This is a genomic window from Mesorhizobium sp. BR1-1-3 (assembly GCF_020165455.1).
Lineage (GTDB): Bacteria > Pseudomonadota > Alphaproteobacteria > Rhizobiales > Rhizobiaceae > Mesorhizobium > Mesorhizobium ciceri.
This window is the reverse complement of sequence record NZ_JAIUIC010000014.1, coordinates 26,533-47,471: the sequence shown is the minus strand read 5'-3', so window position 1 is coordinate 47,471 and position 20,939 is coordinate 26,533. Positions and strand designations below refer to the sequence as shown.

The 20,939-nt window shown below is 63.1% G+C and carries 17 protein-coding genes; 15 read left to right on the top strand and 2 right to left on the bottom strand.

From position 1 onward, the window contains the following. Nucleotides 1-37 precede the first annotated feature (37 nt). The 12 genes from argS to LB559_RS26365 all read left to right on the top strand — a co-directional run bounded on the left by argS (nucleotide 38) and on the right by LB559_RS26365 (nucleotide 14,845). Nucleotides 38-1,795, top strand: a complete 1,758-nt coding sequence (gene argS / locus LB559_RS26420; protein WP_064993663.1) for an arginine--tRNA ligase — start codon at nucleotides 38-40, stop codon at nucleotides 1,793-1,795. Between the two features lie 103 nt (nucleotides 1,796-1,898). Further along, nucleotides 1,899-5,225 carry an SPOR domain-containing protein gene (locus LB559_RS26415; protein ID WP_224675331.1) on the top strand — a complete coding sequence of 1,109 codons (3,327 nt, stop codon included), beginning with the start codon at nucleotides 1,899-1,901 and terminating at the stop codon, nucleotides 5,223-5,225. A gap of 133 nt (nucleotides 5,226-5,358) precedes the next feature. Beyond that, nucleotides 5,359-6,378 (top strand): beta-N-acetylhexosaminidase, encoded by a 1,020-nt coding sequence (gene nagZ, locus LB559_RS26410; protein WP_224675330.1) that lies wholly within the window; start codon nucleotides 5,359-5,361, stop codon nucleotides 6,376-6,378. A 61-nt stretch (nucleotides 6,379-6,439) separates the two neighbouring features. Beyond that, complete coding sequence (locus LB559_RS26405; RefSeq protein WP_013531293.1) at nucleotides 6,440-7,240, top strand: segregation and condensation protein A; 801 nt, start codon at nucleotides 6,440-6,442, stop codon at nucleotides 7,238-7,240. Continuing rightward, on the top strand, nucleotides 7,237-8,004 hold the full coding sequence (scpB, locus tag LB559_RS26400; RefSeq protein WP_013531294.1) for an SMC-Scp complex subunit ScpB: 768 nt from the start codon (nucleotides 7,237-7,239) through the stop codon (nucleotides 8,002-8,004). The genes LB559_RS26405 and scpB overlap by 4 nt, the downstream gene beginning before the upstream one ends. A gap of 170 nt (nucleotides 8,005-8,174) precedes the next feature. Next, entirely contained in the window at nucleotides 8,175-8,396 is a 222-nt protein-coding gene (locus LB559_RS26395; protein WP_013531295.1) for a twin-arginine translocase TatA/TatE family subunit, read from the top strand. Between the two features lie 30 nt (nucleotides 8,397-8,426). Continuing rightward, entirely contained in the window at nucleotides 8,427-9,224 is a 798-nt protein-coding gene (gene tatB / locus LB559_RS26390; RefSeq protein WP_224675329.1) for a Sec-independent protein translocase protein TatB, read from the top strand. Then, on the top strand, nucleotides 9,221-10,087 hold the full coding sequence (tatC, locus tag LB559_RS26385; RefSeq protein ID WP_013531297.1) for a twin-arginine translocase subunit TatC: 867 nt from the start codon (nucleotides 9,221-9,223) through the stop codon (nucleotides 10,085-10,087). Before tatB ends, tatC begins: the two co-directional genes overlap by 4 nt. A 345-nt stretch (nucleotides 10,088-10,432) precedes the next feature. After that, complete coding sequence (gene serS / locus LB559_RS26380; RefSeq protein ID WP_224675328.1) at nucleotides 10,433-11,737, top strand: serine--tRNA ligase; 1,305 nt, start codon at nucleotides 10,433-10,435, stop codon at nucleotides 11,735-11,737. Further along, nucleotides 11,737-12,495, top strand: a complete 759-nt coding sequence (gene surE / locus LB559_RS26375) for a 5'/3'-nucleotidase SurE (protein ID WP_024503850.1) — start codon at nucleotides 11,737-11,739, stop codon at nucleotides 12,493-12,495. The genes serS and surE overlap by 1 nt, the downstream gene beginning before the upstream one ends. Next, nucleotides 12,492-13,151, top strand: coding sequence for a protein-L-isoaspartate(D-aspartate) O-methyltransferase (locus tag LB559_RS26370; protein WP_013531300.1), 660 nt, complete (start codon nucleotides 12,492-12,494; stop codon nucleotides 13,149-13,151). Before surE ends, LB559_RS26370 begins: the two co-directional genes overlap by 4 nt. 191 nt (nucleotides 13,152-13,342) lie before the next feature. Next, on the top strand, nucleotides 13,343-14,845 hold the full coding sequence (locus LB559_RS26365; RefSeq protein ID WP_224675327.1) for a peptidoglycan DD-metalloendopeptidase family protein: 1,503 nt from the start codon (nucleotides 13,343-13,345) through the stop codon (nucleotides 14,843-14,845). A gap of 132 nt (nucleotides 14,846-14,977) precedes the next feature. On the opposite strand, the gene LB559_RS26360 is transcribed toward LB559_RS26365, so the two are convergent. Next, nucleotides 14,978-15,868, bottom strand: coding sequence for an NAD-dependent epimerase/dehydratase family protein (locus LB559_RS26360; RefSeq protein ID WP_027160426.1), 891 nt, complete (start codon nucleotides 15,866-15,868; stop codon nucleotides 14,978-14,980). A gap of 113 nt (nucleotides 15,869-15,981) precedes the next feature. Here LB559_RS26360 and LB559_RS26355 point away from each other — a divergent pair, with 113 nt between their 5' ends. Continuing rightward, nucleotides 15,982-16,803 (top strand): AraC family transcriptional regulator, encoded by an 822-nt coding sequence (locus LB559_RS26355; protein WP_127368525.1) that lies wholly within the window; start codon nucleotides 15,982-15,984, stop codon nucleotides 16,801-16,803. A 39-nt stretch (nucleotides 16,804-16,842) separates the two neighbouring features. On the opposite strand, the gene LB559_RS26350 is transcribed toward LB559_RS26355, so the two are convergent. Further along, entirely contained in the window at nucleotides 16,843-17,718 is an 876-nt protein-coding gene (locus LB559_RS26350) for an ATP-binding protein (protein ID WP_024503854.1), read from the bottom strand. Between the two features lie 277 nt (nucleotides 17,719-17,995). Here LB559_RS26350 and yajC point away from each other — a divergent pair, with 277 nt between their 5' ends. Together yajC and secDF are read left to right on the top strand one after the other, a co-directional pair. Next, nucleotides 17,996-18,334, top strand: a complete 339-nt coding sequence (gene yajC, locus LB559_RS26345; RefSeq protein ID WP_013531305.1) for a preprotein translocase subunit YajC — start codon at nucleotides 17,996-17,998, stop codon at nucleotides 18,332-18,334. A gap of 51 nt (nucleotides 18,335-18,385) precedes the next feature. Next, complete coding sequence (gene secDF / locus LB559_RS26340) at nucleotides 18,386-20,935, top strand: protein translocase subunit SecDF (RefSeq protein WP_063172318.1); 2,550 nt, start codon at nucleotides 18,386-18,388, stop codon at nucleotides 20,933-20,935. The last annotated feature ends 4 nt before the right edge of the window (nucleotides 20,936-20,939 follow it).

Sequence of the window (20,939 nt, the reverse complement as noted above, 5' to 3'; positions counted from 1 at the left end):
TGCAAAGCCGCCAGAGCCAGACCCCAGAGTCACACAAATGAACATCTTCGCCGATTTCACCGCGCGAATCATAAAAGCCGTCGAAGCGCTTGATCTGAAAGACAAAGACGGCATTTCGCCTGACCTGTCGCGCATTGCCGTTGAGCCGCCGCGCGACGCCAGCCATGGCGACCTGGCGACCAATGCGGCAATGGTGCTGGCCAAGCCGACCGGCCAGAACCCGCGCGCGCTGGCCGAAAGACTGGCGCAGGCGCTGCGCGACGACAAGGATGTCGCGGCAACAGAGGTGGCCGGCCCCGGTTTCGTCAATCTCAGGCTGAAGGACGGCTTCTGGCAGACACATCTGACCGCACTGCTCGGCGAGGGCCGCAACTATGGCCGCTCGATGGTTGGCGGCGGCAGGAAGACCAATGTCGAATATGTCTCGGCCAATCCGACCGGACCGATGCATGTCGGCCATTGCCGGGGTGCTGTCGTCGGCGATGCACTTGCCAATCTGATGGCCTTCGCCGGTTACGACGTGACCAAGGAATACGTCATCAACGACGCCGGCTCGCAGATCGACGTGCTCGGCCGTTCCGCATTCCTGCGTTACCGCGAAGCGCTGGGTGACGACATCGGCGAGATTCCGGCCGGGCTTTATCCGGGCGATTACCTGGTGCCAGTTGGTCAGGCGCTGGTCGCGGAATTCGGCCGCTCGCTGCTGCAGATGCCCGATGACGAGGCGCTCGCCATCGTCAAGGATCGCACCATCGATGCGATGATGGCGATGATCCGCGAGGACCTGGCGATGCTCAACGTGCATCACGACGTGTTCTTCTCCGAGCGCACGCTGCACGCCGACAATGCCAGGAAGATCCGCTCCGCGATCAACGATCTGACGCTGAAGGGCCATATCTACAAGGGCAAGCTGCCGCCGCCCAAGGGCGAGAAACCCGACGATTGGGAGGACCGCGAGCAGACGCTGTTCCGCTCGACCGCGGTCGGCGACGACATGGACCGGGCGCTGGTCAAGTCGGACGGCTCATTCACCTATTTCGCCGCCGACGTTGCCTATCTCAAGGACAAGGTCGATCGCGGCTTCGTCGACCTGATCTATGTGCTCGGCGCCGACCATGGCGGCTACGTCAAGCGGCTGGAGGCTCTGGCGCGGGCGATTGCCGGCGAAGAGGTCAAGCTCACCGTGCTGCTGTGCAATCTGGTCAAGCTGTTTCGCGAGGGCGAACCGGTGCGCATGTCGAAGCGGTCTGGCGATTTCGTGACGCTGCGCGAAGTGGTGGAGGAGGTGGGCCGCGACGCGATCCGCTTCATGATGCTCTATCGCAAGAACGATGCGCCGCTGGATTTCGATTTCGCCAAGGTGACCGAGCAGTCCAAGGACAATCCGGTGTTCTATGTCCAGTACGCCTCGGCGCGCTGTCATTCGGTGTTCCGGCAGGCGAGCGAGCAACTGGGCGAAGCCAATTTCGACCGCAACAGCCTGGCGTCGGCCGCGGCATTGCTGACCGACGAGGGCGAGATCGGCCTGATCCGCAAGCTTGCCGAATACCCGCGGCTGATCGAGTCCGCCGCCCTTGCGCTCGAGCCGCATCGGCTGGCATTTTACCTCTATGATCTGGCTTCCAGCTTCCACGGGCACTGGAACCGTGGCACGGATAATCCGGACTTACGTTTTGTTAAGGTTAACGACCGACAATTGACGCATGCCAGACTAGGGCTGGTGCAGGCTGTTTCGGACGTTTTGACGTCCGGCCTGACGTTGATCGGGGCCGCCGCGCCCACTGAAATGCGTTAGGTTTGACTAAATAACCTGTCACCTTTTGCCCACATTGCGCTGGTAAGGGCCAACCCTACGCGACGTCCATGGCGTCCGAATGAGTGCGAGTTCGGGAACAATAATGGCAGACAGAACCCAGCTGAGAGTAGCCGACAACAACGACATCGCTGAGGATGATCCGTTCGCGGAACTGACCAGGATCATGGGATTCGACCCGCGCCAGCCGGTCAGGCCGCAATCGCCCGCCCAGCCGCAGGCCCCAGCCGCCGATCGCGGGCTCGAAGAGGGCGATTTCGATATCGATCTCGAGAAAGAAATGATGGGCGAGTTCGGCGCTGACGACAGCGACGTCGCTCCGGTTGTTCAGGCTCATGAGCCGACTTTCGTGCATGAGCCGGCATTCGAAGCGGCTGACGCCAGCGCGATGGACGACGAGCTTTCGGTGTCGCTCGACGACGATTTCGAACTGGACATGGCTGAGATCGACGACCACGTCGCCGGCGCCAGCCATGCGGTCGCCGCTGAAGCCGTGCCGTCCGTCGAGCCCGCTTTCGCGTCCGACATTGGCGATGCCGTCGCCGGTTCGCTCGAGGACGTGTCCCCCTTCGAGGACGATCAGTCGATGGCGGACGAGCTTGCCGCCTCGCTCGACCAGGACCTTCGGATCGATGAGGAAGCCGAAGAGGCCCTGTACAGCGTTGCCGATACGCCCGCTTCTGTCGAGCCGGTTGCCTCCGATGACGAATTCGACGATGCGGTGGCAATGTCGCTTGAAGACGAGCTGATGCTCGACGACCATTCGGCGGCGGAACAGTCATTCATGGCCGCCGATCCCGTCGAGCATGCCATGCCGGAGCAGGCGGCGGCGCTTGACGGCCAGGCAATCTCCGACGAGAGCTTTGCTGGCCTCGACGATGCCATGGCCGATGTCGACATGGATTTCGACGTTCGCGCGGATGAGCCGATCGCCTTCGACGAGCCGGAAGCGCATGAAGTGCTTGCCGATGCTGCGGACTCAACAAGCGAGATTTCCAACCCTGAAGGCCTGTCGGACGATGCCTTCGACCTGAACTTTGACGATTCGTTCGCCGAAACGGTCGAAGAGCCGGTCGCCGAAGTTGCTGCCGCTACGGTCCAGCCGGCGGCGCCAGAAGCCAATGTCGCGCCGGCGGTGCACGCCCCGATTGCGGACGAACGGAGCCTGGAAGACGAGTTGAATGCGCTGCTGGGCGCCATGACTTCCCGCACGGCGCCGGTGGCCAGCGAGTCGGTCACGGCTCAGCCCGCTGTCGCTGCCCCGGCGCCTGTTGCCCAGCCTGCCGAGGAACCGGCCGACCTTGTCGGCGACCTCGACTGGGATCTTGACGAAACCACGCCTGAGCAGAATCGACATGTTGGCACGGCCCAAGCGGCCGACGCGGATATTGACGATCTTATGCTTGATGAACTCCAGGATCCGAACTCGGACACCATTGGCGATGTCGATTTCGACGATGATGCGTTGGACGCGGCTTTGGCCCAGGGCCTTGATCCGCGTGACGAAGCCGCTCCCCGGGACAATTCGGCGGATTCTTTCGATTGGCTTGCGGAGCGTTCCCAACCGACAGAGCCGACGCGTTCGTGGAGCCGCGTGACGCCGGTTCCGCAGCAGCCGTCATTCAGCACGCAGCCTACGTTTAGCGCTCAGCCGGCCGCTTCGGTGGCATCATCCATGGCCGCAGCGCCGGCAGTCGCCGCCATGACGTCCTATGGTTCGTCCGAGCCGGTCGAAACCTTGGCTCCCGCTGCCCCAGTATCGGCGCCGCAATCGCGCCAGCCGGCGCGTTACGAAGACATGCCCGATGTCGAGACGGTCGATGTGCCCGAGCGTGTCGTGGCGCTGGCGGACGATCTCGATATCCCCGAACTGCACTTCGAGGAAGACCAGCCGGCGTCGCCTGGCTATGACGATCTCGATGCCGAGTTCTCCAGCCTTCTCTCCGAGATGAACGCGGTGGAGGTCGCTGCCGCCCCCGCAAGCAACGCGGCCGGCGCATCTTACGATGATGGCTCCTATGCCGCGGGCTTCAAGCCGGGCTATGACAGCCTCAAGCCGGGCTATGACGGGGTCAAGCCGGGCTATGAGCCGGAAGCGCGAACCTATGCGGCGCGGCCGATGGAAATGTCTGCCCGCGCGGCGGCGCCCACGGGTTATGCCGACGCCTCGGGCTACGACCTCGACAACCTGCCGGGGAGCCAGCCGGCTTCCCAAGCCGATGATTTCACCGTCGATGAACTCGACTACGATCCCGAACTCGACGAGGAGATGGCTGTTCCGGGTCTCGGCGAGCGTGAGGCCGCAAGGCCGTCGCGCGGACGCGGCCTGTTCATCGCCGCGATTGTCGGCGCGGTCGCGGTCGCGGGCGGTCTCGGTGCCTTTGCGCTGTCCTTTGGCGGCAAGGGCGGCAGCGAAGCGCCCGTCATCGTCAAGGCCGACAACGCGCCGATCAAGGTCAAGCCGGAGAATCCGGGCGGCGCCGTGGTGCCGAACCAGGACAACAAGGTCTACGACGCGGTCAGGGGCGCCAAGCCCGCCGAGCCGGTCCAGGAAAAGCTGGTCACCAACACCGAAGAGCCGGTGGACGTGCAGGCGAAGGACCCGGCCCGCGCCATCGATCTTTCGCCGGACCAGAATGCAGCCGGCGCTGGAACCGATGTCGGCAATGCCGCGCCGATGGCTGGCGCTGCTTTGGCCGACAATACGGCGCCAGCTCCCAAGTCCGAGGACCGCATCGCGCAGGTGCTGCAGGATGCAGACAAGGGCACAAATGCCGATGTCGTCGCCATTGCACCGCGCAAGGTGAGGACCATGGTGGTCAAGTCGGACGGTTCGCTGGTGCCGCGTGAAGATCCGGCGGCACCCGCCGCTCCGCAAGTGGCCGCTACCGAGCCGGTCGATCCGGCGCCGCAGCATGTCGCCCCGGCGGCGCAAGCCGATGCCGACCAGACCGGTACCGTGGCGCCTGCCGCCGCCCAGGCGGACGACGAGCCGGCCCTCAAGCCGGTGGCCAAGCCGAAGGCCGAGGCCAAGGCCCAATCGGCCAACACGCCGGCAAAGGTTCCGCTCGCGCCGCAGCGTCCGTCCGACCAGCCGGTCGATGTCGTCGGCGAGGTCAAGCCCGATCAGGTTGCGTCCATCGATCCGGCATCGACCGCGGCCGGCGGTGGCTCGTGGTCGATGCAGATCGCCTCGCAGCCGACCGTCGAAAGCGCCCAGTCCAGCTATCAGGATCTGCAGCGCCGCTATGGCAGCGTGCTTGCCGGGCGTACCGCCAACATCGTCAAGGCCGAAATCGCCGGCAAAGGCACGTTCTACCGCGTGCGCGTTCCGGCCCAGTCACGCAATGACGCGATCAATTTGTGCACCAGCTACAAGGCAGCCGGCGGCAACTGCTTCGTCTCGCGCTAAAGCCGGAGTCAACCGATTGAAAGCCGGCGCGGTCCACCGCGCCGGCTTTTTTCATGGGGAAAGCAGATCCGGCGTTGCCCTGGATGAATCCCTAGCGATTCCCTTTGATCGCACAAAGCCCTAAACTGCCGACATGACCGAATCAAAATCCATGATCCTCGGCTGCGCCGGGAAATCGCTCACCCGCGAAGAAATCAATTTCTATCGTAATGAATGCCCGTGGGCCTTCATCCTGTTTGCGCGCAACATCGGCGAGACCGAACAGATCCGCGATCTGGTCGCCGAGATGCGAGACTGCATAGCGCGTCCGGACGCGCTGGTGTTCATCGATCAGGAAGGCGGCCGTGTGCAGCGATTGCGGCCGCCGCTGGCGCCGAATTATCCCGCCGGCGGCGCGCTGGGCGCGCTGTGGCGCGACGATCATGATGCCGGCGCCCGCGCGGCATGGCTGATGGCGCGGCTGCATGCTTTCGACCTGTTACGCTACGGCATCACAGCCGATTGCCTGCCGGTGCTCGACGTGCCGATCGAAGGCGCCAGCGATGTCATCGGCGCGCGTGCCTACGGCAAGGACCCGCGACCGGTGATCGAGCTCGGCCGCGCAGCCGCGGAAGGGCTGATATCGGGCGGCGTGCTGCCGGTCATGAAGCATATTCCGGGCCATGGACGTGCCTTTGCCGACACGCATTTTGAACTGCCAGTGGTCAATGCCTCGCTCAGTGATCTGCAACGGCATGATTTCGCCCCGTTCAAGGAGCTTAGCCATCTGCCGATAGCGATGACTGCCCATGTCGTCTACAGCGCGATCGACCCTAACAATCCGGCGACCACCTCCGGCAAGGTCATCGACGAGATCATCCGGCGCGAAATCGGCTTCGACGGACTGCTGATGAGCGACGACACATCGATGAAGGCACTTTCTGGGGATTTCCCGACAAAGGCGGCCTCGATCCTTGCGGCGGGCTGCGATCTGGTCCTTCACTGCAACGGCGTTCTCGAGGAGATGGCCGGCATCGCATCGCGCACCACTGGGCTTGAGGGCACGTCGCTGGAGCGCGCCAAGCGGGCGCTGACCTATATAAAGGACCGTGACACGGTCGAAGAAACCGAAATACGCGCCGAATTCGCCACCTACTTCGATGCGGTGGCATAGCAAGGGAAAGTGACAGGCAGTGGCGGAGACATTGGAAAGCAAGGCCGCGAAGGCCGCACCGATGGACCGTCTGTGGGCCGAAAATGACGATTCACGCGTCACCGGCGACCCGTCGCTGGTCGTCGACGTGGCCGGCTTCGAAGGTCCGCTCGATCTTCTGCTGCATCTTGCCCGCACCCAGAAAGTCGATCTGGCGCGCATTTCGATCCTGGCGCTGGTCGAGCAATATCTGACCTTTGTCGAGACGGCGAGGGCGCTCAGGCTGGAGCTTGCCGCCGACTATCTGGTGATGGCGGCATGGCTGGCCTTCCTCAAGTCCAAGCTCCTGATCCCCAAGCAGCCCGGCGACGAGGGCGAAAGCGGCGAGGAACTGGCGGCGGTGCTGCAGTTCCGACTGAAGCGGCTGGAAGCCATGCGCGACGCCTCGGCGCGTCTGGTCAACCGCAACCGGCTCGGCCGCGACGTGTTCGCGCGCGGCATGCCGGAAATGGTCATCATCGAAAAGCGCAACGCCTATTCTGCCTCGCTCTACGATCTCTTGACCGCCTATGCCCAGCAGCGCCAGAAGCAGGCGATCAACAATGTGACCATCGCCAGGCGCGGTGTCTGGTCGCTCAAGGACGCGCGCGACATCCTGACCCGCCTTGTGGGAGCCGTGAGCGACTGGACGACGATGGAGAGTTTTCTGATCGCGTACATGACCAGTCCCGAGGAGCGGCGCACGGCGATCGCGAGCTCGTTCGCTGCCACGCTGGAACTGGTGCGCGAAGGCAAGATGGATGTGCGGCAGGATCAGACGTTCGCGCCGATCTACCTGCGCGGCCGAACGCAGACAATCAAGGCAGTCGAGGTGGCATCATGAGCGAACGCGCCAACGCTTCGGTTGTCCCGTTCAAAGTCGGCGATGAACCCGAAGAGGGCCCGCTTTCCCAGGATCCGGCCGAGCAGCAGCTACAAAACCCGGCCGAACGGCTGCATCTGGCCGAGGCTGTGCGCATGGCCGAGGCGATCGTGTTCGCCAGCGCCGAACCCGTCAGCGAAAAGCAGCTTGCGGCACGCCTGCCGGACGGCATCAACATCGCCCTGGCCATGGCCGAACTGCAGCAGATCTATGCGCGGCGCGGCGTCAATCTGGTGCGTGTCGGCGATGCCTGGGCGTTCCGCACCGCCGGCGACCTGGCTTTCCTGATGAGCAGGGATACCGTCCAGCAAAGGAAGCTCTCCCGCGCGGCTCTCGAAGTGCTGGCGATCATTGCCTATCACCAGCCGGTGACGCGTGCCGAGATCGAGGACATCCGCGGTGTCGAAACCTCGAAAGGCACGCTCGACACGCTGCTGGAAACGGAATGGGTGCGCATGCGCGGCCGGCGAAAGACACCCGGACGCCCGGTCACCTACGGCACGACGGAGACCTTCCTCGATCATTTCGCGCTGGAAGAGATCCGCGATCTGCCCGGCATGGAGGAACTGAAGGGGGCCGGCCTGCTTTCGGGCCGCATGCCGTCGAATTTCTCCATTCCGCAGCCGCCGGCCGATCCCGATGCATTGACCGACGACGAGGATGCGCTGACCGATATCGATCTCGAGGAACTCGGCCTGCTGACGCCGCGCGTCACGGAAGATTGACTGGCATTGGCGGCCGATCTGTCGAGGATGCGCGGATTCGTAGCGGGGCCGCCGCGTCGAAAATGCGTGACATCCGCCACCCTTTCATAAACTCTGTCGCAGTTGTGTTTGAATCCCAACGCGAAAACGCATAGATCATCGCCAGGGAAAACATTCGAGAGAGATTTGCTATGGGTTCATTTTCGATTTGGCACTGGATGATCGTGCTGGTGATCGTGCTTTTGGTGTTCGGCCGCGGCAAGATTCCCGAGCTGATGGGCGACATGGCCAAGGGCATCAAGAGCTTCAAGAAGGGCATGGCCGACGACGACGTTGCCGAAGACAAGCGCACCGTCGAACATCGTGCCGACGAGACCGTTGCGGCCGCGAAGGAAAAGGCCAGCAAGAGCTGAGCCCAAAGGTTCTAGTCGGAACAGAGTGTCATGTTTGAAGTCGGCTGGACCGAAATGCTGGTCATCGCGATCGTCATGATCGTGGTCGTCGGGCCCAAGGATTTGCCCAATATGCTGCGCACCTTCGGCCGCACGACGGCGAAGCTGCGCGCCATGGCATCCGATTTCCAGAAACAGTTCAACGAGGCGCTGAAGGAAGCCGAGCTCGACGACGTCAAGAAGTCCGTCGACGAGCTCAGGGGCATGAGCCCGATGGCCGAGATCAGGAAGCAGCTCAATCCGTTCGAACAGGCCGCGGCCGACGTTCGCTCCGGCGTCGACGCGGCGATGAAGCCGAAGCCGGCAGCCGATCCGGCAACGCCAGCCGCTTCGACCCCGCAGGCGGCCGAGCCGCTGAAGAACGGTGCAACGACCATGCCCGGCGTCAACGGACCGGAAGCAGCGCCGGCAGCGCCGATTTTCCCGGCGATGACCGACGAATCGGTGGTGACGTCATCAGTGCCGACGACACCCGTCGTGGCGCCGAAGGCGTCCACGGCGAAGAAGGCAGCCAAGCCTGCACCGTCAAGGGCGCCGGCTATAAAGGCTTCGGCAAATGGCGCTAAAGCTCCTGCAAAAACGGTCACCGCTAAGGCCACGCCTGCGGCCAAGGTGCCAGCGAAGCCCGCGACGGCGGCAATGCCTGAAACGCCCAGGGCCAAGACGCCCGCTGCGGCCAGGGTGATCGCGTCCAAGACCGTAGCGACCAAGACGGGGGCGAAAATCGAACCGAAACCTGCTGCGGCCAAGAAGCCGGCGGCCAAGAAGACGGCTGGAGCCGCCAAGTGAGCGTTTCGGACACCGAAAAGGACGAGATCGAGAAATCGTCGGCGCCGCTGATGGAGCATCTGATCGAGCTGCGCCGGCGGCTGATCTGGTCGCTGGGCGGTTTCTTCGTTGCCTTCCTGGTCTGTTTCTTCTTCGCCAAGAAGCTGTTCAACCTTCTGGTCGTCCCGTTCAAATGGGCGACGCAGTGGGCAGGCCTCGATCCGCACAAGGTCGAGCTGATCTACACGGCGCCGCAGGAATTCTTCTTCACGCAGGTCAAGCTCGCCATGTTCGGCGGCATGGTGATCGCCTTTCCGCTGATCGCCACGCAGATCTACAAATTCATCGCGCCAGGCCTCTACAAGAACGAGCGCAACGCCTTCCTGCCGTTCCTGATCGCGTCGCCAATCCTGTTCCTGATGGGTGCGTCGCTGGTCTATTTCTTCTTCACGCCGATGGTGATGTGGTTCTTCCTCGCCATGCAGCAGGCCGGCACCGACGATCAGGTGCAGATTTCGCTGCTGCCAAAGGTGTCGGAATATCTCAGCCTGATCATGACGCTGATCTTCTCCTTCGGCCTGGTGTTCCAACTGCCGGTGGTGACCAGCCTGATGACACGCGTCGGCATGCTGTCGTCCAAGGGGCTGGCCGAAAAGCGCAAATGGGCGATCGTCATCGCCTTCGTCGTCGCGGCGGTGCTGACGCCGCCCGATCCGATGAGCCAGATCGGCCTCGCCATTCCGACCATCCTTCTCTACGAGGTCTCCATCTGGGCTGCCCGGCTGATCGAGCGCGATCAGGAAAAGCAGCGCGTGGCACGCGAGAAGCAGGACGCGGCGGAAGAGGTCGCCGAGAAGAAGCCGGCGGACGCGTCCTCCACCTGAACGGCGCCGCCGCGTCTGGCCAGCCTCGATAGGAATTTTTTCTTGACCTGGTGAGGGCAGCTATGCTATGATTCTCGGTATGGTGCTGACTTGCGCCAGCGACCCGCCGTAGAGGCGGGTTTTTCATTTCAGGCTCTCCTCCGCCTTCAGCCGAAAGCGCGTCAAAGCGCGATCGCATGCTTGCGTTCCCCATGCCCCATCTTGCATCGATCGAGGATGCGGTTTACCCCCTCTGGCTGAAACGCATCGCACTGAAAGCGATGCGTTTCACTTTTGTTTGAAGCATGTCGTTGTCCCAAACCGCTGCGCACTTTGGGCGACATGCTACCCCGGAGCGTTCAAACCATGCTTGACATCAAATGGATTCGCGACAACCCGAAGGCCCTTGTCGAGGCGCTGGTGAAGCGCTCGTGGTCGGCTGACGAGGCGCAGTCCACGGTCGGCGGGCTGATCGCCTCGGACGAGGCGCGGCGCGAACACGTTACCGAGCTACAGACCAAGCAGGAGCGCCGCAATGCCGCGTCGAAGGAGATCGGCAACGCCATGCGTTCGGGCGATGCCGCCCTGGCCGAGACGCTGAAAGCCGAAGTCGGCGAGATCAAGGTCTTCATCCAGAACGGCGAGGCGCGCGAACGCGAGCTCGACAAGGCGCTGAACGACGCGCTGGCGGTGCTGCCCAACGTACCGTTCGACGACGTGCCTGTCGGCAAGGACGAGCACGACAATGTCGTCAAGCACATCGTCGGCAAGGTACCGACGCGGCCGAACTGGGTGAAGGAGCACTTCGAGATCGGCGAAGCGCTCGGCATGATGGATTTCGAGCGCGCGGCAAAGCTGTCGGGCTCGCGCTTTACGGTGCTGAAAAACGGACTGGCGCGGATGGAACGCGCGCTCGGCCAGTTCATGCTGGACCTGCATACGACCGAACACGGCTACGAAGAAGTGATACCGCCGTTGATGGTCAAGGACGATGTTTTGTTCGGCACCAACCAATTGCCGAAGTTCGAGGAAGATCTGTTCTTCACGCCGCACGGGGAGGGCAGGCTTGGCCTGATTCCCACTGCCGAAGTGCCGCTCACCAACCTTGTGCGTGAGGAGATCACCGCGCATGAAAAACTGCCGCTGCGCTACACCGCGCTGACACCGTGCTTCCGTTCGGAAGCGGGCTCGGCCGGGCGCGACACGCGCGGCATGCTGCGCCAGCATCAGTTCTACAAGGTCGAGCTGGTGTCGATCACCGATCAGGAATCGTCACTTGCCGAGCATGAGCGGATGACGCAATGCGCCGAGGAAGTGCTGAAACGGCTCGGCCTGCCGTTCCGCACCATGACGCTCTGCACCGGCGACATGGGTTTTGGCGCACGCAAGACCTACGACATCGAGGTCTGGCTGCCCGGCCAGAACGCCTATCGCGAGATCTCGTCCTGCTCGGTGTGCGGCGATTTCCAGGCACGCCGCATGGACGCCCGCTACAAGGACAGGGACGGCAAGGGCAACCGCTTCGTCCACACGCTCAACGGCTCGGGCACAGCCGTTGGCCGCGCGCTCATCGCCGTCATCGAAAACTACCAGAACGAGGATGGCAGCGTAACCATTCCTGAAGTGCTGCGGCCTTACATGGGCGGTCTGGAAAAGATCGAAGCGAAATAATGCGTATCCTCCTGACCAATGACGACGGCATTCATGCCGAGGGCCTGGCGTCGCTCGAACGCGTCGCACGTACGCTGTCCGACGATGTCTGGGTGGTGGCGCCCGAGCAGGACCAGTCCGGCTATGCGCATTCGCTGTCGATCTCGGAGCCGCTGCGGCTGCGCAAGATTGGCGAGAAGCATTTTGCCGTGCGCGGCACGCCGACCGATTGCGTCATCATGGGCGTCAAGAAGATCCTACCTGGCGCACCCGACCTGATCCTGTCCGGCATCAATTCGGGCGCCAACATCGCCGACGATGTCACCTATTCCGGCACCGTTGCAGGCGCCATGGAGGGCGCGCTGCTCGGCATTCGCTCGATCGCGCTCAGCCAGGGCTACAGCTATGTCGGCGAAGATCGCGTCGTGCCCTACGAGACGACGGAGGCGCTGGCGCCGGCGCTGCTGAAGAAACTTGTCGCGACGCCATTGCCCGACGGCGTGCTGCTCAACGTCAATTTTCCCAACTGCACGCCCGAGGAAGTCGCAGGCACGGTGGTCACCTCGCAGGGCAAGCTTGTGCACTCCCTGTGGGTCGACGAGCGCCGTGACGGGCGCGGCCTGCCTTACTACTGGCTGCGTTTCGGCCGCGAGCCGGTCGAAGGCAAGCAAGGCACCGACCTCTACGCCTTGCGCAACCGGCTGGTGTCGGTGACGCCGCTGCAGCTCGACCTTACCGCCCATGAAATCCGTGACCAACTGAGCAAGGCGCTCGCATGAACCAGGGCCTCCCGATCGACGACCGCGAAGGTTTTGCCGCCTTTCTGCTGCGTCTGCGCGGCCGGGGGACTGTGCCGAAGGCGCTGATCGCGGCCTTCGAGGCGACGCCGCGGCGCGGCTTCCTGGCGGCCCAGTTCCATCAGATCGCCTGGTCGGACCGCATGCTGCCGATCGAATGCGGCGAGGCGATCGAAGGCGCCGACATGCAGGCGGCGGTGATCGCCGCACTCACCATCGAGCAGGGCAACCGCGTGCTCGAGATCGGCACCGGCTCGGGCTACACCTCGGCGGTGATGTCGCGGCTGGCCGCGCGGGTCATCACCACCGATCGCTACAAGACGCTCGCCGAGCAGGCGCGGCAACGCTTCGAGGCGCTCGGCATCGGCAATGTGATCGTGCGCCACGCCGATGGTTCCGGCGGGCTGCCGAATGAAGGGCCATTTGACCGCATCGTCGCCTGGGCTGCCTTCGACAGCCTGCCGCGTTTCCTGCTCGACCAGTTGTCGAGCGGCGGTATCGTCATCGCTCCGATCGGCCCCGAAGAGGGCGAACAGGTGCTGGCCAAGCTGACCAAGGTCGGCAGCCGCTTCGAGCGTGAAGACATCGGCCTCGTTCGCCTGCAGCCGATCCTGCGCGGTGTCGCCGCTGTTATCTAGCGCGGATGTCGATGTTCGGCCGCGTCGTGCGCCCGTCTTCGACCCCGGCTGGCCTGACCCGAAATCTCGGCACGGCTCGCTCTCTAATATTTTAAGAAAAATTGCGTCGGATTCCATGAGGTTAACCGTCGAGTAACATTAACGCGCTTTAATCATGCCTAGTTTGTACCGGGTATGTGCGGGTTAGTGCGATGCAACTCAGTGTTTTGAAGACAAACGGTCGCAATCTGGCGCGAGGCTGCGCCATTCTGATGGTCGCGGGTGCTGCTGCGGGGTGCAGTTCCCAGGTTTCGCGGTTCAATGGCGTCGACGACGTCTTTACATCCTCGACCAACAATCAGCGCGCCATCATCAACAAGCAGGATGCCGTACAGCAGCCCTATCCGGGCGATGTCGCCGCCGCTCCGATCGATGGCAGCCATACACAATCGGTCAGCCGCTCCAGCCTCAAGCCGGTCTCGACGCGGCCGCTGCCGCCGCCCGTTGCCCAAGCGCAGCAGGCGCCGGCATCGAAGCCGGTGCGCACCGCATTGGCCCCGGCACCGCATGTCGACAGGACCACGACCGGCACCGTCGCTCCGGCGGCGTCGCCTTTCAAGGTTTCGCAACCTGACGAACCCCGCGTGGCTGCTTCCGGCACTCCGCATGCAACCGAGATCGTCGTCAGGGACGGCGAAACGATCGGCGGCCTGGCGCAGCGCTACAAGGTGCCGTCCGACGTGATCATGAAGGTCAACGGGCTGAGCGCGACCAAGGGGCTGAAGACCGGCCAGAAGCTGGTCATCCCGGCCTATGCCTATTCCAGCAAAGGCGAGGCGAAGGTCGCGGATGCCAAGCCGGCGAAAGACGGCAAGCACAACCTGCCGGCCACTGCGCCGGACAAGGTCGCCGTTCTGCCGCAGCAGCCGAAGCCTAAGGAAGGCAAGTCCGCCGCTCAGGTCGACGCGTCGGCCGCAGCAAACCAGCCCAAGGAGCCCAAGCCGCAGGTTGCCAAGACGACCGGCGCTGCCGGGACCTACACGGTCCAGTCGGGCGACACGATGTCTTCGATTGCCAGGAAGACCGGCGTCGGCGTCGTTGCTCTAAAGCAGGCCAACGGGATGAAGGACGGACTGCTCAAGATCGGCCAGACCCTGAAGGTGCCGGCCGGCGGAACCGCGACCGTCGCCGCTGCCAAGCCGGCCAAGGTCGATCCGGTGACGACGGCCACCACGCAGCCCGCGGCAAAGACCACGCCGTCTGAAACGCTGGCGTCCTACACGCCGCCGAAAAAGGATTCGAAGGTCATCCAGCAGGCCGAGGCCGACGATGCCGTCGCGCCAGACGCCACCGGCATCGGCAAGATGCGCTGGCCGGTGCGCGGCCGCGTGATTTCCGGTTTCGGCTCGGGCAAGGACGGCGTCGATATCGCCGTGCCGACGGGCACGCCGGTCAAGGCGGCCGAGAACGGCGTCGTCATCTATGCCGGCGACGGCCTCAAGGAATTCGGCAACACGGTGCTGGTGCGCCACGAAAACGGCCTGGTCACCGTCTACGGCCACGCCAGCTCGATCGAGGTGCAGCGCGGCCAGAAGGTCAAGCGCGGCCAGGAGATCGCGCTGTCGGGCATGAGCGGCACGACGGACTCGCCGAAGCTGCACTTCGAAGTGCGCAAGAATTCGGCGCCAGTCGATCCCTCCGGTTATCTCGAATAGTCGGGGCTGTTTCGAATAGAAGAAAAAAAGCAATTTGCGGGCCGTCTGACCTCCAGTCCGGCCCGCCGGCTCAGCCCGTTCCGAAAGGAGCGGGCTTTTTCAGTTCCGGTGCGACGCGCCAGTCTTCAAGCTTCAAAGATGGTCGCGCAGAGTGTCGGCGATCATGACGCCAAGGCTGCTGGCCTTGACGCCGAGAAGCGTCTCCGCGTCGGAGGAATCGACCAGCAAGGGTTTGTCGAAGAGGTAGCTCATCTCGATAAGCTCATGCATGCCCAATGCTTCCATTTCGGAGATGGAATAGGAGCGTGTTCCTGGAATTTCACGGTGAAGCATTGCCGCGGTCGCCCGGATGAGTTCCCGGGATGGGGCGTGTTGCGATGGAACATGGAACGCCCGTCCCCATTCGCCCGTGTAGCGCGAGGCAGCGACCAGTGTCCTGGCCACGTCCTTCGTGAAGGACCAGGCGTGAGTTGCGTCGAGGTTTCCGATGAAAGCCGTCGGTTTCCCTTCGATTATGGAGGGCAGCGCGACCAGTGAGAAAGAGCTGATCGCGCCATGTCCAAGATAATCGCTGGACCGCACTTCGACGGCCGGCACGTCCGCACGGACCGCCCGCTGCCACATGATCGTCCGGGCGGTTCCTTTCTTCGAAGTCGGATCCAGAGACAGGTCGGAGTGAAGCGGGCTTTCGGCATCTTTGCCATAGCCATAGAGATTTCCGAGCACCACAAGCTTCGCGCCGACCGCTTCGGCAGCCCGCACGGTGCCGTCGATGATTGGGAAGAAGTCGGTCGGCCAGCGGTGATAGGCGGCCATGGCGCACATGAAGATCGCGTCGGCGTTTCGGCTGATACGCGCCAGTTCCGCGGCATTGGTGGCGTCGGAGTGCACGGTCCGGACGTTTTGCAGCGCGTTCGAACCGACACTCCGGCTCGTCAAGACAACATCATGGCCTTCTTCGCCCAGAAGCCGCGCGGTCTCGCGACCAACCGGGCCTGCTCCCACAACAACATAGAAACTCATGGCATAACCTCTCATCCAAGTTTTATGGAGAGGCGTAGGTACATAGCCACGGCATTGAAAATCGCGCGGGAATTGCCAAGTCTTGAACAGGTTTTGCCATGAATCGAGAAAGCATGCTCTCGCAAGTCGCCCCGGCCCGATCCCCGTCCGACGTAACATTGGCCTCCCGGCATGTCGAAGCCGGGGTCCATCGTCTGCTCCGGGCGCCACACCATCGCATCATGGTGCATGCAAGTGCCGCGACGCGCTCCTACTGCCATGAGGTTCGACGATATTTCGTCAGGCGCGCCGGCGATATCGACCTGGTGCCCGCCGGTCAGGAGGGTGGGTTCGAGGCTGAGACCCCGTTCGACACGATCGAGATCGCGTTACAGCCGGCCTTGATGGAAAGGGTGGCAGCCGAACTTGGCGGCAAGGCGCGCGCATTGCCGCTCGGCACACGTCACCTGCTTCGTGACCAGCGCATCGAACACCTCGCGCGAGCACTGGAGAGCGATCTCAATGCGAAGTCGCCGAGCGGGTCGTTGTTTGCCGACAGCATCGGCGCCGCGCTCGCTGTGAGGCTGCTTGGCCTCGGTGAACCTGATATCGATCGCGCGAGCCGGCTGTCGGATACTCAGCTCAAGCGCGTGCTGGAGCATATCGAGGTTGCGCTGCACGAACCCCTGTCGATCCATCGACTGAGCCGGGTTGCCGGCGCCAGCAGTTCGCACTTGCGGACATGGTTCAAGGCGGCGACGGGCTTCACCCTGCACCGCTACGTGCTACGGCGTCGCGTCGAACGCGCACGCGTCCTGCTGCAGCAAGGCGATCTCAGCACAAGCGAGGTGGCGGAATTGACGGGCTTCGCGCACCAGTCACATCTGGCGCATTGGATGCGGCGTGAGATCGGCCAAACGCCGCGTGATTTGCGGCGGTCGCAGCCGCCCAAATGATCTTGTCATCGGATGGCGTTGGCGACGCTATCCAACGCATCAGTCCTTCAGCGGTTTGCCGAGCCGGCCAGCCAGATCCTGGGTGAACTGCCAGGCGACGCGGCCCGAGCGGCTGCCGCGCGTCGTCGCCCATTCCAACGCTTCGGCGCGCAGCGTGTCGGGATCGATTGTCAGCCCATGATGGCGGACATAGCCGTCGATCATGTCGAGATACTCGTCCTGCGAGCATTTGTGGAAGCCGAGCCACAGCCCGAACCGGTCGGACAGCGACACTTTTTCCTCGACCGCTTCGGACGGGTTGATCGCGGTCGAGCGTTCATTGTCGATCATGTCGCGGGGCAACAGATGGCGGCGGTTCGAGGTGGCGTAGAAGATGACATTGGCTGGACGGCCCTCGACGCCGCCTTCGAGCGCTGCCTTGAGCGATTTGTAGGAGGTGTCGTCATGGTCGAAGGAGAGGTCGTCGCAAAACAGGATGAAGCGGAAGGGCGCCGCCTTCAGCAGACCCATCAGCTTCGGCAGCGTGTCGATGTCCTCGCGGTGGATCTCGATCAGCTTCAACGGCAGGTCGGACCTGGCCTTGGCGTTGATCTCCGCATGCACGGCCTTGACCAGCGACGATTTGCCCATGCCGCGCGCGCCCCACAACAACACATTGTTGGCCGGGTAGCCGGCAGCGAAGCGTTCGGTGTTGTCGACAAGGATGTCGCGGACGCGGTCGACGCCACGGATCAGTCCGATGTCGACGCGGTTAACCCTGTGCACCGGTTCCAGATAGCCCGGATCGGCCTGCCAAACGAAGCAATCGGCCTCGCGGAGGTCGGTTTGGGGCACCGGCGGCGGGGCAAGGCGGCTCACCGCTTCGATCAGCCGGTCGAGTTTCTGGTTCAGGGCCTCAATGCTGCTGTCGGTCATGTCTGTCTTTTGTTTTCGCGTTTTTGATGTCTTGGGGCGTGAAGCTGCCCGATTTCGCCTGATACAAAACCGGTTGCAACCTTTTGTTCGAGCATAATTTTTTGCGGAAACCGGCTCGCGCTTTTTGCGATCCTGCTCTAACACGGCTCAACAGGCCGGAAAAGCAGCCGATTTGGCCGGCCGCGCAGTTGCATTGACAACTTTACCGACTATATTCCGGCCAAATTTCAAGGGGCCGCCAGATTGGCGGCTGTTTTCAAAATTCAGGAGTACCTCGATGTTCGTGACACCGGCATACGCCCAAGGCGTCGGCGCTTCTCCCGACATGTTCATCAGCATTTTGCCGTTTGTCCTGATTTTCGTGATCATGTACTTTCTGATCATCCGGCCGCAGCGCACGCAGCTGAAGAAGCGCGGCGAGATGCTGGCCGCGGTCCGTCGCGGCGACACGGTCGTCACCGGCGGCGGCTTCGTCGGCAAGGTGACCAAGGTGATCGACGACAACGAGCTCGAGGTCGACCTCGGCAATGGCTTGAAGGTGACGGCGCTGCGCTCGACGATCGCCGATGTGCGCGTCAAGGGCGAGCCGGTGGCCAACCAGAACGCCAAGAAATAATCCAATTTTAGGCGGAGCGATCCGCGGACACGCTCTGACGGACGACGCCATATGTTGTATTTCTCGCGCTTCAAGATGATCCTGATCTGGGTGGCCGTGGCCATCACGGTGATCCTCGCCGCGCCCAACCTGTTCTCCGCCAGCACGCTGGCGCAGCTGCCCAACTGGGTGCCGAAGCGGCAGATGACGCTCGGCCTCGACCTGCAGGGTGGTTCGCACATCTTGCTGGAAATGAACCAGAACGATCTGATCAAGGACCGGCTGGAGACGACGCGCGACGAAATCCGCACGCTGCTGCGCGACGCCAAGATTGGCTATACCGGCCTTGCCGGCACCGGGCGGACCCTGCAGGTTCGCATTACCGATCCCGCCCAGATCGATGCCGCCAAGACGGCGCTGAAGACGCTGACCGATCCGGTCGCCGCCGGCCTGTTCACCGGCGGTTCCGTGCAGGAAATGACGCTCGACGATTCCGAGCCCGGCCTGCTCAAGTTCAACGTCACCGATGCCGGCATCAAATACCGCACGTCGACCGCGCTGACGCAGTCGATCGAGGTGGTCGAACGCCGCGTCAACGAACTCGGCACGACCGAACCCATCGTGCAGCGGCAGGGCGACGACCGTATCCTTGTCCAGGTGCCGGGTCTTCAGGACCCGCAAAGGCTGAAGGAAATCCTCGGCCAGACCGCCAAGCTGACCTTCCAGATGGTCGACCAGTCGATGCCGGTGCAGGACGCGCTCAACGGCCGTCCGCCTGCCGGCTCGTCGGTGCTGTATTCGCAGGACGATCCGCCGGTTCCGTATCTGATCGAGAACCGCGTCATCGTCTCGGGCGAAAACCTCGTCGATGCGCAGGCGACCTACAATTCGCAGAACAACGAGCCGGTGGTGTCGTTCCGCTTCGATTCGAAGGGGGCGGCGCGCTTCGGCCAGGCCACGGCGCAAAATGTCGGCAAGCTGTTCGCCATCATCCTCGACAACCAGGTGATTTCGGCGCCGCAGATCCGCGAGCCGATCCTCGGCGGCACCGGCCAAATCTCCGGCAATTTCACCGCCCAGAGCGCCAACGATCTCGCCGTGCTGCTGCGCGCCGGCGCACTGCCGGCGACGTTGACGGTGATCGAAGAACGTACAGTGGGTCCGGGCCTTGGCCAGGATTCGATCCATGCCGGCAAGGTCGCCGGCATCATCGGTTCTATCCTCGTCGTTGCCTTCATGTTCGTCGCCTACGGCTTCCTCGGCTTCCTCGCCAACATCGCGCTGGCGGTGCACGTGGCGATGATCGTCGGCGTGCTCTCGCTGCTTGGCGCGACGCTGACCTTGCCTGGTATCGCCGGTATCGTGCTGACCATCGGCATGGCGGTCGATTCCAACGTGCTGATCTACGAGCGCATCCGCGAGGAGCGGCGCGCCGGCCGCTCGGTCATCCAGGCGATCGATACCGGTTTCACCAAGGCGCTGGCGACCATCGTCGATTCCAACATCACCTCCCTGATCGCCACCGTGGTCCTGTTCTATCTTGGTACCGGTCCGGTGAAGGGCTTTGCCATCACCTATGCCATCGGCATCCTGACGACCGTCTTCACCGCCTTCACCTTCACCCGTCTGCTGGTCTCGATCTGGCTGCGCCGGGCTCGCCCGAAGGAATTGCCGAAGGCGCCGGTGACCTTCGTTCCGCCCGGCACCAAGATCCCCTTCATGGGCATCCGTCGCTGGACGTTCACGCTGTCCAGCGCACTTTCGATCCTGTCGGTGGTGCTGTTCATGACCGTCGGCATCAACTACGGCATCGATTTCAAGGGCGGTTCGCTGATCGAAGTGCAGGCCAAGAGCGGCAATGCCGATCTCGCCGACCTCCGCGCGCGGCTGACCGAACTCAACATCGGTGAAGTCCAGGTGCAGCAGTTCGGTACGCCGAACGACGTGCTGATCCGCGTCGGGACGCAGGATGGTGGCGAAAATGCCGAGCAGACCGTCATCGACAAGGTGCGCGGCGAGCTGCAGGATAATTATGACTTCCGCCGCGTCGAAGTGGTGGGACCGACCGTGTCCGGCGAGCTCGCCAAGCAAGGCACGATCGCCATGCTGATCGCGCTGCTCGGCATCCTGATCTATGTCTGGTTCCGCTTCGAATGGCAGTTCGCGGTCGGCGCCATTGTGGCGACGGTGCACGATGTGGTCATGACGCTCGGCTTCTTCGTCATCTCCGGGCTGGAGTTCAACCAGTCGTCACTGGCGGCGATCCTGACGATCATCGGCTATTCGCTGAACGATACGATCGTGGTCTATGACCGTGTCCGAGAGGATCTGCGAAAATACAAGCGCATGCCGCTGCCGCAACTCCTGAACAACGCCATCAACGAGACGCTGTCGAGAACGACGCTGACCTCGGTGACGACGATCCTGGCGCTGCTGGCGCTGGTTCTGTTCGGTGGCGAGGTGATCCGCTCGTTCACCATGGCCATGCTGTTCGGCGTGATCTTCGGCACCTATTCGTCGATCTTCATCGCCGCACCGCTGCTGATCCTGTTCAAGCTGCGGCCGCAGGCTTCAGCCGACGAGGAGAAGCCGGTCAATGGCGGCAAGGCGGTCGCGACCTGACGCG